This is a genomic window from Flavobacterium soli DSM 19725 (genome assembly GCF_000422705.1).
In the GTDB taxonomy this organism is placed as follows: Bacteria; Bacteroidota; Bacteroidia; order Flavobacteriales; family Flavobacteriaceae; genus Flavobacterium; species Flavobacterium soli.
The window spans coordinates 288,548-305,937 of sequence record NZ_KE383907.1; the positions used below are offsets into that span (position 1 = coordinate 288,548).

The following is a 17,390-nucleotide window of genomic DNA, read 5'->3' on the forward strand; positions in this document are numbered from 1 at the left end:
TATCATTAACAACAACCTAATAAATATGAAAAAAATTACTTTATCGCTAATGCTGTTTTTAGCCTTAGTATCAGGTACTTATGCACAAGTTCAAGTAGGGGAAGGAACAAATGAAGTACAGTCGCTACCATTTGAACCCTATTATGGATACAGTTATGCACAATCTATCTATCTTGCGAGTGAGATCAATGCCTCTGGATCAATTACTGCTATCAAATGGTTCTACTCTGGAAGTACTAATTTAGAAGCAAGTCAGGAATTAATTGTCTATTTAGGACAGACAGACAAAGAAACTTTTGATACTAATACAGATTTTGTAGATCCTTCAGAGTTAACCGAAGTCTATTCAGGCGGAATTACAATTGCCAATCCAGGGACTCCAGGTTGGGTGACCATCACTTTGACGACACCTTTCGCTTATGATGGAACAAATAATCTTGTAGTAGCCGTTGATGAAAGTCAAGATGATTACGATAATTTTGATGATGATTTCCGTAATACCGCAGTTGTGGGAATGCGTTCTATTTTTGCAATATCAGATTCAATAGATTTTGATCCAGCAGATCCTTCCAACAATCAAGGGGGAGGACCTTTTGATTTTTCTAGAGGTACGGCTGCATTTGTACCCAATATAATTTTTGAAGGTATTCAACAAGCTTGCCCTAATCCATCAGCTTTAGGAGTAAATAATTTGACAATAACTTCTGCGGAATTAAAATGGGCTGTCAATCCTGATATCTCACTATACAATGTTGAGTATGGAGAAGAAGGTTTTGAATTAGGTTCTGGAATAGCAACAGGTAATGGTGTTGCAAATCCTTACCCAATTTCTAGCTTAAATCCTCAAACCACTTATCAGTTTTATGTTCAAGCTGTATGTGGTGGAACTACAAGTAGCTGGGTTGGTCCATTTACTTTCAGTACACCATGTGAAGCTATTACAGATTTCGTTGAAACATTTGATGAAGCGACAGTGGGTGAAGATATGCCTGAATGTTGGTCAAAAGTTTCAAACTCAACAAGTGAGTATGCTTACGTTAATGTAGTAGATTATAGTTCTTTCAGCGAAGAAAATAGTATTGAGATGTATAATTCAGATGATGCAAATGCACAACTAATTCTCGTATCACCAAACGTTACTACATTTAATGGTATGAGAGTTAAGTTCAGAGCTTATGGAGAAGGATATACTATTCAAGTAGGTACAATGACTAACCCATCGGATCCAAGTACTTTTACAATCGTTGGAACCCCAATAACATTAACGGGATCTTATCTAGAGTACTATCGAACTCTTACTGGTGCTGCCGGAAACTTTGTGGCAATCCGACATGGTTTAGGCGGAACGTACAGAACAATACACGTGGATGATGTCATTTTGGAACCAGTTCCAATTGTAGCCCCTGAGTGTGTAACCGATTTAAATGTTACTCCAGATGAAAGTTGCGGAAATTTTGCCTCTCTTTTCGAATGGAGTGCTGTAGAAGGTGCGGATGGTTATAGAATAACAATTGGAACAACTTCTGGAGGAAATGATGCAGTAGATAACGTAGATTTAGGAAATGTTACAAGTTATTCATTCGTAGGAAATCATAATGAAACCTACTATTATTCATTGGTTCCGTACAATCCTAGTGGAGATGCAGTAGGGTGTGCAATCGATAGCTTTGATACCGCTCCTGATGGATGTTATTGTGAATCAATTCCAGATCCTGAATTGACAGATAATGAAATGATTACTAATGTGCAAATTGGAGCATCTGATTTCTCAATAGAACCAGTAACGTATTCTGATAATACAGAGATAGAAACAGTAGATTTAGCACAATCGATTAATGCAAACGTGCAAATCTCTTTTGGAACAGGCTATACTTATGATACTCACATTTGGATTGATTTCAATGATAATTATATCTTTGATGCAAATGAAAAAGTATTTACAGGAGTTTCGGAGTCTGATAATCCTACTATTCTAAATGCGAGTTTTCTTATGCCAGATGATGCTGTTTTAGGAATTCATAGAATGAGAATTGGAACAGCAGATAGTGGACAATTTACTCCTAATCCTTGCTACAATGGAGGCTATGGTATAACATTAGATTTTCTAATTAATGTTACACCGGCTCCAGATTGTTTGCCTCCAACAGGTTTAGCAGCTAATACTATTCAGGCTAATACTGCTAATTTAGTTTGGGTTTCAGAAGATGATACTTTTAATGTAGAATATGGTGAAGCTGTATTCACACCAGGAGCTGGAACATTGGTTTCTGGAGTAACTGCAAACAACTTGTCAGTTAGTGAATTAACATCTAATACAGTTTATCAGTTTTTTGTACAAACAGATTGTGGAGAAGGTTCTCTAAGTCCATGGGCTGGACCATTTTCTTTCACAACAGGTTGTGATCCATTTGGAGATTTCGAAGAAGATTTCTCTACTGATGTAAACATTGAAGCACCTGAATGTTGGTCTGCAATTGTTGAATCTACAAGTCAAAATCCGTACATTCAAATTTATAATTGGTCAGATGCTGTAGAAATGTATACTTCGGATGATACTGCTGCAAATTTAACATTAATCACTCCAAGTCTTCTTGATTTGCCTGCTGGAACACACAGAGCTAAATTTAAAGCAACTAGCTATAATACTACAACGCTAATTGTAGGAACAATGACTGATCCAACACAACCAAGTACTTTTACTGAAGTTGAAACAATTGAGTTGCCAAATGATGGATTTTATGTTGATTATTCAGTTTTTTTTCCAACAACAACTGATACTTATGTTGCATTCAAGCATGGTGGAGGACAATATACAAGCGTTTACATAGACGATTTTGTTTGGGAGGCGGCTCCAACAGTAATACCAACTTGTGTAGAAGATGTTAACGTTACAGTAGACGAAGAGTGTGGTAATTATGCAAGTTTATTCGAATGGTCTGCTGTTGAAGGAGCAGATGGTTACAGAATTTCTATTGGAACCACAGATGGCGGTACGGATATTGTAAACAATGAAGACATTGGAAGTATTACAGCTATTAATTTCACAGGAAACTTCAATACTACCTATTTCTATTCTGTAATTGCTTATAATAACGTTGGTGATGCTACGGGTTGTACCGGAGGTTCGTTTTCAACAGTTGAAACAGGTTGCTATTGTCCTTCTGTTCCTGAGAGTTTTGATAATGGAGGTGTAACAAATGTAGTACTTGGAGATTATGAGTTTGCTATTCCAGAGGAATCTTATACTGATACTTCTGGTGAAGCAACAGTGCCTCTTGCTAAAGATGCTGAAACAAATCTAATCATTACCTTCGAAACGGATTATACTTATGATACAAATGTGTGGATTGATTGGAATGATAACTTCACATTTGAAGCTTCTGAATTAGTATATTCAGGTGAATCAGTAGATGCTGTCCCAACAGATTTGGATGCTTCATTCACTTTGCCAGCGTCTGCAGCTTTAGGAGTACATAGAATGAGAATTGGTACTGCTGATTCTGGTCAGGAAACTCCAAATCCTTGCTATTCTGGTACTTGGGGAGTTACCATGGATTTCACAGTTGAGATATTTGAAACTTTAGGTGTAAACTCATTTAATGCAAATAATTTCAAAGTATATCCAAACCCGGTTTCAAATATCTTGAATCTTTCCTATACCCAAAACATTACTAATATAGCTGTGTTTAACGTTCTAGGTCAAGAAGTAATTACCAATAGTGTAAATGCTACTCAAGGTCAGATTGATATGTCGCATTTGGCAGTAGGTACTTATTTAGTAAAAGTAACTGCTGGTGACCAAACAACAACAGTAAAAGTATTGAAAAAATAATTTATCAATTAAACAGTTTTTTTAAAGCCACCTTCGGGTGGCTTTTTTTTATATATAGTTTATATTTGTTAAAATTTATAAGGCTATGTTTTTCTCACTTATTATTCCTGTTTTTAATCGGCCAGACGAAATTAACGAACTACTTGAGAGTTTAGTTTTGTCTGATTTTAAACAAGATTTTGAAATCGTCGTTATCGAAGATGGTTCAACAATTCCCTGTAAAGGCATAGTTGATGCTTATACAAATAAGTTAAATATAACCTATTTCTTTAAACCAAATTCAGGTCCTGGCGATTCTCGAAACTTCGGAATGAGAAATGCAAAAGGAGACTATTTCATCATTTTTGATTCCGATTGCATTATACCAAAAAGCTATTTAACCGAAGTTACAAAAGCTCTAAATGCAAAATATGTTGATTGTTTTGGAGGTCCGGATAAGGCTTTGGATAGTTTTTCTGATGTTCAAAAAGCTATCAATTTTGCAATGACTTCATTTTTAACTACGGGAGGAATTCGCGGTGGTTCTGAAAAGTTAGACAAGTTTCAACCGAGAAGCTTCAACATGGGCATTTCAAAAATAGCTTTCGAAAAATCACAGGGTTTTGGAAACATCCATCCGGGTGAAGATCCAGATTTATCAATTAGATTATGGAATTTAGGATTTGAAACCCGGTTATTTCCAGATGCCTATGTCTATCATAAAAGAAGAATCGATTGGTCGAAATTTTATAAGCAGGTCAATAAATTTGGGAAAGCCAGACCCATTTTAAATTCTTGGTATCCAAAGCATAACAAACTTACGTTTTTCTTCCCCACAGTTTTTGTAATAGGTTTTTTGATTGCAGTAATCGCTTTATTAATCGAAATCCCTGTTTTTATTTATTGCTATGGGATCTATTTAGTATTACTATTTATAACTGCATTGATCAATACTAAAAGCCTAAAAATTGCCGTTCTATCGTTAGTGGCTGTAACCATTCAGTTTTATGGATATGGAATTGGTTTTTTAAAATCCTTTGTTTTGGTGCAACTCCTAAAAAGAAAGCCACAAGAAGTTTTTCCGGAATTATTTTTTAAAAAGTAAAAACAATGACAAAAATAATTGGTCTCACGGGTGGAATTGGTAGCGGAAAAACGACCGTTGCAAGACGATTCCAAGCATTAGGAGTTCCTGTTTATATTGCTGATCTTGAAGCAAAAAAAATCATGGAACTTTCATCTACACTTCAAAAGATTACCGACGAATTCGGGGATTCAATTTTAGATAATCAAATACTCAACCGTGAAAAATTGGCCAATATTGTTTTCAAAAATCCACAAAAGCTCCAAAAACTAAACAGCATTATTCATCCTTTGGTAAAAGAGCATTTTCAAGATTGGGTTCAAAAAAACAAGGAAGCAAATTTTGTGATTAAAGAAGCAGCAATTTTATTTGAAAGCGGAAGTTATAAAGATTGTGATAAAATTATTGCAGTAACAGCTCCACAAGAAATTAGAATTAGGCGTGTTTTAGAAAGAGATAACTCAGATTATGAATCAGTTATGAAAAGAATCGAAAACCAATGGACAGATGAGATGAGAATAGCAAAAAGCGATTATATAATTGAGAACTTGGAACTAGAAAACACTATGAATCAGGTGGATATACTCTATAAAGAATTGAAAAAATCGTAAAAAACAGGAAAGATGTTAATGTTTGGTTAATGTATTAATAGACCAAGTGTTAAAATGTTAATTTTGTGATGTATGAATAAGACATTGTTTCGTTTGTTGGTTTTTTTGATGAGTCTTTCCTTAATAGGAATAATTTTGGTGCAATTGTACCTAATTAATACATCTTTTAAGAACAATGAAGAGCAATTTAAGTACCATGTGAAACAAGTTGTTGGCAATGTAGCCGATAATTTAAAAGAACAAGAAGCTTATACAATTCTTAATCAATATAATATTTTAAAGGAAACCAAAGGAAAAGACCCAACTGAAACGGAGTTGTTGAATTTTATTTTGGTTCAGAAAAATAAGGTTACAAACAAGACCATAATTTATTCGAATAGCATTACATCTGAGGATTATAATATTAATCTTTCGTTCTTTGATAAAAAAAGTGATTCCCTAAAGAAAGTTCAAAATTTTATTTCAAAAAGTAAAACTGAAATATATTCTGGAAATTCAGTAGATAAATCGAGTATTCAGCACAGTACTGTTCCCGATATAACGATCCAAGAATCTGGAAGTATGGAACTTTTAGATAAGGCTCAATTCGAAATATTTTTTAAAGCAATTACAGAAACTAAACCTTTAAAAGATAGAATAACCAAGGAAAGGTTAAACGAAATGCTCAAAAAAGAGTTGAAACTCTATGATGTACAAACTCCTTTTGAGTTTGGAATTTACAGCAATGGCTTAGCAACAAAAATCAAATCTGATAAGTTTAAGTTTGATAAAAGCTCAACCTTTTCAATACCGGTTTTTAGTGATACAAACGGAAAAAGTAAGTTTCAGCTATTAGTAAGTTTCCCTGAAAAAAAGAAATTTTTATTTTCAGAATTAATAGGAATCACAACCTTGTCAATCGTTTTTACGTTAATAATTATAATTGCCTACAGTAGTGCCTTAAATCAATTAATTAAACAGCGTCAGATTTCTGAGATCAAAACGGATTTCATCAACAATATGACGCATGAATTCAAGACCCCGATTGCCACAATAAACTTGGCTTTGGATGCCATTAAAAATCCAAAAATTATCGAAGATCGAGAAAAGACACAACGTTATCTCCAGATGATTCGAGACGAGAATAAAAGAATGCATGCCCAAGTAGAAAATGTTTTGAGAATTTCGAAACTCGAAAAAAGAGAGCTCGATATTAGCAAGGAATCAACAGATATTCATGAAATTGTAGAAGATGCTATAGAACATGTGAATCTGATTATTGAAGACAGACAAGGAGAGATTAAAACTCATTTTAATGCCAACAGAAATACGGTTCTGTTAAACGATGTTCACTTTACAAATGTAATTGTAAACATCCTAGACAATGCCATAAAATATTCGCCAGATACACCAAAAATTGATGTTTATACAGAAAACGTAAAAGATTTTGTAATCATCAGGATTAAAGACCAAGGTGCGGGAATGGGAAAAACAGCCCAAAAAAGAATTTTTGAAAAATTCTACCGTGAACATACTGGAGATATACACAACGTTAAAGGGCATGGTTTAGGACTTGCCTACGTGAAAAGAATAATAGACGACCACAACGGTCAAATTGCTGTAGAAAGTGAAAAAGGGAAGGGTAGCACCTTCATAATAAAATTACCATTAATAAATTAAGATATGGAAACTGAAAACAAAAAAATCCTTTTAGTAGAAGACGACCCCAACTTCGGATCAATTTTAAAAGATTATTTAATCCTAAATGATTTCGAGGTAACGCTTGCTAAAAATGGAATGGAAGGGTTTGAAAAGTTCAAAAAAGATACATTCGATTTGTGCATCCTTGATGTAATGATGCCATACAAAGACGGATATACGCTTGCAAAAGAAATCAGAGAAAAAAACAAGGAAGTGCCTATTATTTTCCTAACAGCAAAGTCAATGAAAGACGATGTATTGAAAGGATATAAAGTAGGAGCCGATGATTACCTTAACAAACCTTTTGATTCAGAAGTTTTGTTGATGAAAATCAGAGCTATCATTCAAAGAAAAGCTTCTGAAACCAAAACAGATGCTACAAAATTTGAGTTCCAAATTGGAAATTTCCACCTGAATTCAAAATTACGTTTCCTAACCTTCAAAAACGAAGAGCCAATAAAACTATCTCCAAAAGAGAACGAATTATTGAAAATGTTGGCCATCTACGAAAATGATTTGATGCCGAGAGAACTTGCCTTAACCAAAATATGGAGAGACGACAATTACTTTACATCAAGAAGTATGGACGTTTACATTGCCAAATTAAGAAAATATTTGAAACTGGATGAGGAAGTAGAAATCCTAAACATCCACGGAGAAGGATTCAGATTGGTCGTAAAAAACAAACCAACAGTATCAGAATAAATCAACAAAAGCTTCGAGAAATCGGAGCTTTTTTTATGTTTTTTCAGGAGCTATTCCAGCTTTCCGTTACAAGTTTTTTTCACCTCCTTTTTTATTTTACAAAAAAAGTCGGTTTTTCAAAAAAGCTTTCCATTACTCCCGAAGCTTCGGGACTGGGCTAGTGAAGTCGATTACGATTAAAAACACAAATTGCACTAATCTCCACGAATCAATTTGTGGAGATTAGTGCAATTTGTGTCTTATATTAATTTATTTAAAACCCAATTCCAAAGCAAAACAAGCCTTTCCGTATTTCAAAATCGCAAAAATAGTCTTGTTATCTTCTTGAAATTCATCAATAGCAACTTCATCATCCAGCATCAATTCTTTCATGAAATTCATGTCGATACTCGAAATTTTTTGTTTCAATATGGTTTTATATTCCACCAAATCCAAGCACCATTCAAGGTATTTCACGTTATTTACATGATTCACAATATCCAAATCTGATAGCACTACTTTTCGTTGGTTGACATTTTTCATATCCTCATACAAATCAACTTTTTTAACTCTTTCCGAAGTAGAAAGAAGTTCAGGAAATTTTTCAAAATGCTCATGAGGCAGAGCCAAGCCTTCAGGTCTGCGGATTTTGGTGTTAAAAACTGCCCAAAAAGTTTCGCAACCAATTAATTTTTTATCACCAACATAAACTTCCAAAGCACGAATAGACCTAGAATTTTCAAGCGAAACAATCCATGTTTTTACAGTAACAATGTCTCTCCATTTTGGCAAACTGTCAATTTCAAGTTTCATCCTGCTCAATACCCATGCTTGATTGAACTCTTGCATATCGGTAAAACTAATTCCACCAACTTCAGCATGATCTCCAGCTGTAAGTTGGAGGATATTGCACAAATCAGTATATTTCATATAACCGTTTGGAGTACATTGCGTGAAATTGATTTCCCAGTCTTTACTGAAAATCGAAGTGAAATTTGGATCAATTGGCATAATAATAAGTTGTTATTAGCATTTAAAGCTGTCAATATATTCTATAGTTTTTAAAAAATCAGTTTTGTAATCAAACCACTTTGCGTTTTCAGTTCTTTTGAACCAAGTCATTTGACGTTTTGCAAATCTTCGCGTATTTTTCTTGATCTCTTCAATAGCAAAATCTAATGTAAAATCACCATCAAAATAACTAAATAATTCTCGGTAACCAACCGTTTGTAGTGCATTCAACTCTTTATTTGGATATAATTTTTGAGCTTCCGCCAATAATCCAGCTTCCATCATCAAATCTACACGAAGATTGATTCTGTCATACATTTCTTGTCTGTCGGCTTCCAAGCCTATGATGATTGATGTGAAATTTCGAATATTCTTTTTCTGATTTAAAAAGGAAGAATAGGGTTTTCCAGTTCCGATGCAAACTTCTACAAATCGCATCATCCGTTGTGGATTTTGCAAGGTTTGTGGGTTTTCGTTTGAAATTTTGTCGAAGTAAATTGGGTCTAATTCCTGTAGTTTTTGCTGTAAATATTCAATTCCGAAGGCTTCATAATTTTGATTCACTTCTTCTCGAACGGAATTTTCGATTTCGGGAAAATAATCGAAACCTTTCAAAATGGCGTCTACATACAATCCAGAACCGCCAACTAAAATCGCATAATCGTTGGTTTCAAAAAGGGAATCGAGTTTAGCAATGGCTTCTTTTTCAAAATCGCCAACGGTATAATTTTCGAAAATAGATTTGTTTTGAATGAAATGATGAGTTGCCGAAGCCAATTCTTCATCTGAAGGAACAGCGGTTCCAATTTTCATTTCCTTGAAAAATTGACGCGAGTCGCAGGAAATGATTTCACAGTTGAAATGACTTGCTAATTTGATGCTCAAGGCGGTTTTGCCAATTGCTGTTGGGCCAATGATGGTGATGAGTTTTTTCATTTGTAGCAAAGTTACTTTTTATACAACTGTTTTTAAAATTCTGCTGTTGATTTTTAAAATTTTAGTTGATTGGTAGCTGTTTTATAGCCCGGATTGTAGTGGAAAGCTTTTTTGAGAAGCCGACATTTTTTGCCAGATAAAAAAAGCGACCGAAGGAAACTCTTTTTTATTTGAGCAAAAAAGGAGGCTTGAAAAAAACTTGAAACGAAAAGCCGGAATAGCTTTGGAAAAAAAATTAATTATCGAGAGTTGTTCCGCATTTGTAGCAGAATTCGGCAGTATTTCTGTGATCATTTGTGCCACATTTTTTGCAGGCTCCTGGTAAAAGATTTTTGTTTTTTCGTCCGCTTGCTAATTCAGCGGTTACTATTCCTGTGGGAACGGCAATGATTCCGTAACCTAGAATCATGATGAATGTTGCGATAATTTTTCCAAGTGGTGTGATAGGAGCGATGTCGCCATAACCTACGGTTGTTAGCGTCACAATACACCAATAGATGCTGGTTGGAATACTGGTAAAACCGCTTTCTGGGCTTTCGACTACATACATCACGGCTCCTAAAAGAATCGAAATAATGAAAACGAAATAAATGAAGACAATGATTTTGGTTTTACTGGCGTTGATGGCGAGCTTGAGTTGTGATGCCTGACCTGAAAATTGCACCAGATTTAGGATTCGGAACAGTCGTAAAAGTCGCAAGGCACGAACAACGGTGAGGATTTTTGTACTTGGAATGAAAAACGAAAGATACATGGGTAGAATCGAAATCAGGTCGATGATGCCATAGAAACTGAAGATGTATTTGAGAGGTTTTCGGCTGGAAATGATTCGTAATATGTATTCGATAGAGAAGAAAATCGTTATAATCCACTCAGAAACAATAAACAAATTATGATAAACGGTGTCTAAGCTTTCGACGCTTTCGAGCATTACTAGAAAAACGCTCAGGAGAATTACTAATAAAAGAATGATGTCGAACAATCGTCCTGCCGGAGTGTTGACGCCATGGATGATGATGTTTACTTTTTGACGAAAGATGTCATAAGGTGTCTTGAGGTCCTTTTTTTTCATACCGTCTAAAATACGGAAACTATTTTAAAAACGCACAATTTTATGGTACTTGCTTTTTTTCAGGTAGCCAAGAATGATATTTTTAGCATCACGGTTACTTGGAAGTGGCGTTATGATGTTTTTGAGTACTTCGATATTGCTGATTTGATAATTTAAATCGTAGAAAGCATAGCCTAAAAGCAAGCCGTTTTCGAGTACAACGGCACTTTTTTCTTGAATGTTTCGGCCTCTTTCAATGATAATCATGTTTTGATTTTGGTATTCGTTGTTCGCCAAAAATTCTTCTGCACGAAGGTTGTACTCTTCTGGTGATTCTTTTTGAATACAGGCCCCATTGCATTGATTGAGCTGATAGGGGAAACAATTGGTCTTTGGATTGTCGAGTCCGTTTATTTTTTGGCACAGATTATACTTTTCAGTAAACTGAAATAATTTATTTTGTGCTTCTTGATGGGTTGCAAAAGAGGCAATTTCTTTTTTTCGTAAATCGGATTTTTCCAAAACTATAGACAAATAACCATCGTCATCCAGTTTTGAATATAAGGACCATGGAAAAACTGTTTTACGTAAAGCCCTGTTATAATTAGGTTTGTTGACTTTTATTTCTTCGGATTCTTTTAACAAAGCAATCAGTTCGCTTCCTGTTTCTTCATGCGAAACGTCAAAAACTTCGGCTTGAATTTTTTTATCTTTTCGTGCAGATCCTGTAAAATGCTGGTTCACACGTTTTTTGATATTTCGGCTTTTGCCGATATATATGATGTCGCCGTTTTCTTTATGGATATAGTAAATTCCAGTCGTGGATGGTAATTTTGAAATAATATCCAGAAGTTTTGGTGCTAATTTTTTCTCGACTTCGGTTTTGATGAAGGTCTTTACGATTTCTTTTTCCAAATCTTTGTCGAGTAGCATTTTGAATAATTTCACGGTTGCCAAAGCATCTCCGGTGGCACGATGTCTGTTGGCCATCGGAATTCCGAGTGCTCGAACTAATTTCCCCAAACTGTAAGAAGGTTGTTCTGGAATTAGTTTTTTTGCCAATTCGACTGTGCAAATAGTATGGCGTTCAAAATCATAACCCAAACGGGAAAATTCAGTTCTAAGGATTCGATAGTCAAATTGGGCATTATGTGCGACAAGAATAGTGTCTTGCGTGATTTCTATAATTCGTTTTGCTACTTCATAGAACTTTGGAGCACTTTGCAACATGGCATTGTTGATGCCTGTCAGTTTCACCACAAAAGGCTGAATTGGCTTTTCAGGATTGACCAAACTGATAAATTGATCGACGATTTCGTGTCCGTCGAATTTATAGATGGCAATTTCCGTTATTCCTTCTTCATTGAATTGGCCTCCAGTGGTTTCTATGTCGAGTATGCAGTAAATAGTTTAAAAGTTTAAGGTTTATAAGTTTAAAAGGGAAGAAGAAGTCTTGTCTCTTTACTCTTTTTTCTATGCTCTATTTTCTTCCTCCAAATATACTACTTCCAATCCGAACCATTGTACTTCCGCAATCAATTGCAAGTTGATAATCGCCAGACATTCCCATTGAAAGGGTGGTTAATTGGGAGTTTTTAGTTTTTAGTTTGTCGAAAATAGTTTTTAAATGTAAAAATTCTTTCTTGATTTGGTCTTGGTTTTCGGTGAAAGTTGCCATTCCCATCAAGCCTTTTATATTTATGTTTTCAAATTTGTCATTCTGAACTTGTTTCAGAATCTCAATTAATTCAGCTTCATCTAAACCGAATTTTGTTTCTTCTTCAGCAATATGAATTTGCAAAAGACAGTCGATGATTCTGTTGTTTTTTGAAGCTTGCTTGTTGATTTCTTCCAATAATTTCAAGGAATCAACGCCGTGAATTAAACTGACAAATGGTGCCATAAATTTGACTTTGTTCGTTTGAACGTGACCAATCATGTGCCATTCGATGTCTTTTGGCATTTGCTCAAATTTATCTGCCATTTCTTGGATTTTGTTTTCTCCAAAAATGCGTTGTCCGGCTTCGTAAGCTTCCATCAAATCGGAAACGGGTTTTGTTTTTGAAACGGCAACTAGGGTTACTGTTTCAGGAAGCGATGATTTTATTTCGAGTAAATTATTTTTTATTGACATAACATTTTTATTTTAAAAAGAAACCATTAAGGGATTAAGAAAAATTAAGCCTTAATGAAACTTAATATCTTAATGTTTAAAAATCTTTCAATCCTTTAATCTTTCAATCAAATTTCATACACAACAAGCCCACTTCTAAACTTCGGATCGATGTAGGTGCTTTTTGGAGGCATAATCAAATTGTTATCCGCCAGTTCTTTTATTTCTGCAATATCGGTTGGGAAAAGCATAAAGCCAATTTCGAATTCGCCTTCGTCAACTACTTCTTTAATGGTGATGATGGATTGTTTTCCAGGAATATAATCGATTCTTTCGTCATTTCTTAAATCTTCAATTCCTAGTATTGGATGTAATACTTTTTCGTATAAGATTTGAGCATCAAGCCGTTCTAATACCGATGTAAAACTGTGTTCGTCTTTCAAAGTTAACGAATAAAATTCGCCATCGAGATACATTCCGAATTCGAACTTTTTGGCGGGTTTCCAAAGTTCCTGTTCTTTGTTTTTAAGCCAGAAACTTTCGGATAATTTATCTAGAAATTCTTCTTTTGAATGTCCGTTCAAATCTCTGATAATTCTGTTGTATTCGTATATTTTTACGTTGCTTTCGGCAATTAGGAAACTCATAAAATAATTTAGGTTTTTGTTCCCGGAAGCTTTGTCTTCTTCGTATAATAATTCTGCCGAAGCGGAACGGTGGTGTCCATCGGCAATATATAAATCTCCAATTTCAACAAATTTTTCCTGAAGCCAAGCGATTTCGTTTTTGTCTTCAATTTTCCAGAGAATATGTTTTTCTCTTTTGGTTGTAGAGAATTCGTATAAAGAATCGGTTTGTTTTTTATTTGATATCCAAGTGGTTAATTCTGGATTGTCGGGATAGGTTATCAAAACGGGTTCGGTATTGAAACCAGTTCTGTGGAGGTAATCCTTGAACAATTCAACGCGATATTGCAACGTATCTTCGTGTCGCTTGATGACATTGTTTTGATAATCTTCGATGGAAGTTCCAGCGATTATTCCGGTGAAAGTCTGGTTTTTGGTTTGGATTTCGTAGATAAAAAAAACGGGATTTTCTTCTTTGATTAAAACTACTTCTTCTTTAAAGTCATTGTATTTCTGGGCAACTAATTTAAATCGCTTTTCCAATCCAATTTTTTGTTGGTTGACATAAGCCGGATTCAAAACGTGAAGAAATGAAAATGGATTGAAATCCAACTGTGAAGCGAGTTCTGCAGGAGAATATTCGTCATAGGAACGCGAAGTAACCAAACTGACTTTGTCGCGGGTTGGTCGGACGGCTTTGAAAGGGATTATTTTTGCCAAAATCTTTTTTTGTTTAAGGTTTCAAGTTCCTAACAGTCCCGAAGCTTCGGGATAAAACCTGTTAGGTTTATTTTGGGTTTTTATTTATACCTAACAGGTTTTGAAAACCTGTTAGGATATTGACAAAGATTGGGAAACTAGCGTTTAAAAAGTGCCTAAAGTTTTCATTTAGCCCCGATTGGAGCAAATATCCTTTTTTGTTTTTCCTTTAAAAATAAAAAAGATATTGTGGAAAGCGGGAATATGGTTTAATTTATTCCTGATGCTTTGCTTCAAAAAAAATAATTATACCTACAAGGTTTTGGAAACCTTGCAGGAGTTATTTTAAGAAAACTGTTTCGCTACTTTTTCAGCCTTTTTACTTTCCGAATAATCATAGAATCCTTCGCCTGATTTCACGCCTAATTTTCCGGCACGAACCATATTCACTAAAAGCGGACAAGGTGCATATTTTGGGTTTTTGAAACCTTCATACATCACATTTAGAATCGCAAGGCAAACGTCAAGGCCAATAAAATCAGCCAATTGCAAAGGGCCCATTGGATGTGCCATTCCGAGTTTCATTACGGTATCAATTTCATAAACACCTGCAACTCCGTTATATAACGTTTCGATGGATTCGTTGATCATCGGCATTAAAATTCTGTTGGCTACGAAACCTGGATAATCGTTTACTTCAACTGGTGTTTTTCCTAGTTTTTCGGATAATTCCATGATGATTTTGGTCACTTCATCAGAGGTGTTATAACCACGAATGATTTCAACCAGTTTCATGATTGGCACCGGATTCATAAAATGCATTCCGATAACTCGTTCAGGATGAGCGACAACGGCTCCAATTTGGGTGATGGAAATCGAAGAAGTGTTGGTTGCTAAAATTGTATTGTGTGAACAAGCGTCGTTTAATTGCTTGAAGATATTCAGCTTTAATTCTACGTTTTCGGTTGCAGCTTCCACGACCAAATCAACGCCAACAACGCCATCTTTTATATCAGTATAGGTGATGATATTGCTGATGGTTTTCATTTTGTCATCTTCGGTAATGGTTCCTTTTGCAACCATTCTGTCCAAATTTCCCACGATTGTGGCCATTCCTTTGTCTAAAGATTTTTCTGAAAGGTCGATTAGTTTTACGGTAAATCCGCTTTGTGCAAAAGTGTGGGCGATTCCGTTGCCCATTGTTCCGGCTCCGATTACGGCTATGTTTTTCATTTTTATTTATTAAAAGATTTTTTATTTTTTAAAACAGTCAATAATCTGATATGCAACTCTCAAAGCATCAGTTCCGTCTTCTAAAGTCACGATTGGGGTTGTGTTGTTATTGATGGCATCGGCGAAAGTTTCCAATTCATCCAAAATGGCGTTGTTGTTCTCAACATCTGGATTATCAAAATAGATTTGCTTTTTTACACCTTCGGCATTTTGCAAAATCATATCAAAATCACCTGGAACTTCTGGTGCATCTTTCATTTTCACGACTTCGCATTTTTTTTCTAGGAAATCTACCGATATGTAAGCGTCTTTTTGGAAGAAGCGTGATTTACGCATGTTTTTTAAGGAAATTCGACTTGAAGTTAAATTCGCAACACAGCCGTTTTCGAACTCGATTCGGGCATTAGCAATATCCGGAGTGTCAGAAATTACCGAAACACCGCTTGCGTGAATGTTTTTTACTTTCGATTTTACAACGCTTAAAATAGCATCAATATCATGAATCATCAAATCTAAAACCACGGGAACATCTGTGCCACGAGGATTGAATTCTGCCAGACGATGTGTTTCAATAAACATCGGATTGATAATGTCATTCTTAACGGATTTGAAAGCTGGATTGAATCGTTCGACGTGTCCAACTTGACCTTTTACGTTGTATTCTTTTGCTAAAGCAATAATTTCTTCAGCTTCTTCAACGGTATTAGAAATGGGTTTTTCCAGGAAAACATGTTTACCGGATTTAATCGCAACTTTTGCACATTTGTAATGCGAAAGTGTTGGGGTTACAATATCTACCACATCAACAGCATGTATCAATTTGGCAATGGTATCGAATTTTGTATAACCGAATTCTTTGGCTACTTTTTCGGCATTTTCTTGATTTGGATCATAGAAGCCTACTAATTCATATTTTTCAGACTGCTGTAATAAACGCAAATGAATTTTTCCTAAGTGACCGGCACCTAATACTCCAACTTTTAGCATATAAATGTATTTTCCACAAAAATAGTATTAATTGTTTAAAGTCGAAAGTCTTAAAGTCATAAAGTCGAAAGTCAAAAAACCGAATTGCAAAAAGATTTTTTGAGAATGTTTAAACTTTCGACTTTCGACTTTTGACTTTCGACTTTTCTTTGCCTATTTTTACCGAAATTAAATCCTCCAAATTTTGAAAGATACAGCCAAGCATCAAGGACTTCGCAATCAATTAGTAGCCGTTCTAGAACAGAAGGGAATTACGGATAAAAACGTCTTAGAAGCGATAAAAAAAATCCCAAGACACTTGTTTTTGAATTCTAGTTTTGAAGATTATGCCTATCAGGATAAGGCCTTTCCAATTGGTGCTGGACAAACCATATCCCAACCTTATACTGTTGCCTTTCAATCACAATTATTGGAAGTTCAAAAAGATCATAAAATCTTGGAAATAGGTACGGGTTCTGGCTATCAAACCGCGGTTTTATGCACTATGGGAGCCAAAGTGTATAGTGTGGAACGACAAAATGAATTGTTTAAAACGACTTCTTTGCTTTTGCCAAAGCTAAACATCAGACCAAAACATTTATCGTTTGGGGATGGTTATAAAGGTCTTCCGAATTATGCTCCTTTTGATAGTATTATTGTAACGGCTGGAGCTCCAATCATCCCAAAACCTTTGATGGCCCAATTAAAAGTAGGAGGAAGACTGGTAATTCCGCTTGGCGAAGAACACCAAATTATGACCATGCTGATCCGGAAAAATGAAACTCAATTTGAAAAGCATGAGTTTGGAGAGTTTCGATTTGTCCCTTTGTTAGAAAATAAAAATTAGAATAAGATTTTTATTATATTTAGACCCTAAATCATTGT

General features: G+C 35.1%; 14 protein-coding genes. 6 read left to right on the forward strand and 8 right to left on the reverse strand.

Going from position 1 to position 17,390, the window contains the following annotated elements; all coding sequences use genetic code 11:
- Window positions 1–25: 25 nt before the first annotated feature.
- From G508_RS0116870 to G508_RS0116890, 5 genes are all read left to right on the forward strand, one after another.
- Entirely contained in the window at window positions 26–3,832 is a 3,807-nt protein-coding gene (locus tag G508_RS0116870) for a T9SS type A sorting domain-containing protein (RefSeq protein WP_026706411.1), read from the forward strand.
- A gap of 85 nt (window positions 3,833–3,917) precedes the next feature.
- The gene (locus G508_RS0116875) at window positions 3,918–4,916 is read left to right on the forward strand and encodes a glycosyltransferase (RefSeq protein WP_026706412.1); all 999 of its coding nucleotides are present in this window, start codon (window positions 3,918–3,920) and stop codon (window positions 4,914–4,916) included.
- A gap of 5 nt (window positions 4,917–4,921) precedes the next feature.
- Window positions 4,922–5,506 (forward strand): dephospho-CoA kinase, encoded by a 585-nt coding sequence (gene coaE / locus G508_RS0116880; RefSeq protein ID WP_026706413.1) that lies wholly within the window; start codon window positions 4,922–4,924, stop codon window positions 5,504–5,506.
- 72 nt (window positions 5,507–5,578) lie between these two features.
- Window positions 5,579–7,165 (forward strand): sensor histidine kinase, encoded by a 1,587-nt coding sequence (locus G508_RS0116885; protein WP_026706414.1) that lies wholly within the window; start codon window positions 5,579–5,581, stop codon window positions 7,163–7,165.
- A 3-nt stretch (window positions 7,166–7,168) separates the two neighbouring features.
- Window positions 7,169–7,891: a response regulator transcription factor gene (locus G508_RS0116890; RefSeq protein ID WP_026706415.1), complete on the forward strand. Its 723-nt coding sequence runs from the start codon at window positions 7,169–7,171 to the stop codon at window positions 7,889–7,891.
- 249 nt (window positions 7,892–8,140) lie between these two features.
- Here G508_RS0116890 and G508_RS0116900 read toward each other — a convergent pair whose 3' ends face one another.
- The 8 genes from G508_RS0116900 to G508_RS0116945 form a co-directional block, all read right to left on the reverse strand.
- Window positions 8,141–8,881, reverse strand: a complete 741-nt coding sequence (locus tag G508_RS0116900) for an acyl-[acyl-carrier-protein] thioesterase (RefSeq protein WP_026706416.1) — start codon at window positions 8,879–8,881, stop codon at window positions 8,141–8,143.
- A gap of 15 nt (window positions 8,882–8,896) precedes the next feature.
- Window positions 8,897–9,817 carry a tRNA (adenosine(37)-N6)-dimethylallyltransferase MiaA gene (gene miaA, locus G508_RS0116905; RefSeq protein WP_026706417.1) on the reverse strand — a complete coding sequence of 307 codons (921 nt, stop codon included), beginning with the start codon at window positions 9,815–9,817 and terminating at the stop codon, window positions 8,897–8,899.
- 235 nt (window positions 9,818–10,052) lie between these two features.
- The gene (locus tag G508_RS0116915; protein ID WP_026706418.1) at window positions 10,053–10,889 is read right to left on the reverse strand and encodes an ion transporter; all 837 of its coding nucleotides are present in this window, start codon (window positions 10,887–10,889) and stop codon (window positions 10,053–10,055) included.
- 24 nt (window positions 10,890–10,913) lie between these two features.
- Complete coding sequence (locus G508_RS0116920; RefSeq protein WP_026706419.1) at window positions 10,914–12,275, reverse strand: exonuclease domain-containing protein; 1,362 nt, start codon at window positions 12,273–12,275, stop codon at window positions 10,914–10,916.
- A gap of 73 nt (window positions 12,276–12,348) precedes the next feature.
- Entirely contained in the window at window positions 12,349–13,002 is a 654-nt protein-coding gene (locus tag G508_RS0116925) for a YggS family pyridoxal phosphate-dependent enzyme (RefSeq protein ID WP_026706420.1), read from the reverse strand.
- A gap of 107 nt (window positions 13,003–13,109) precedes the next feature.
- Complete coding sequence (locus G508_RS0116930; protein ID WP_026706421.1) at window positions 13,110–14,327, reverse strand: DUF1015 domain-containing protein; 1,218 nt, start codon at window positions 14,325–14,327, stop codon at window positions 13,110–13,112.
- Between the two features lie 324 nt (window positions 14,328–14,651).
- Window positions 14,652–15,539 (reverse strand): 3-hydroxybutyryl-CoA dehydrogenase, encoded by an 888-nt coding sequence (locus tag G508_RS0116940; protein ID WP_026706422.1) that lies wholly within the window; start codon window positions 15,537–15,539, stop codon window positions 14,652–14,654.
- A gap of 21 nt (window positions 15,540–15,560) precedes the next feature.
- Entirely contained in the window at window positions 15,561–16,526 is a 966-nt protein-coding gene (locus G508_RS0116945; protein WP_026706423.1) for a Gfo/Idh/MocA family protein, read from the reverse strand.
- Window positions 16,527–16,710: 184 nt separating this feature from the next.
- Here G508_RS0116945 and G508_RS0116950 point away from each other — a divergent pair, with 184 nt between their 5' ends.
- A complete protein-coding gene (locus G508_RS0116950) occupies window positions 16,711–17,352 on the forward strand; it encodes a protein-L-isoaspartate(D-aspartate) O-methyltransferase (RefSeq protein ID WP_026706424.1) in 642 nt (213 codons plus the stop codon).
- The last annotated feature ends 38 nt before the right edge of the window (window positions 17,353–17,390 follow it).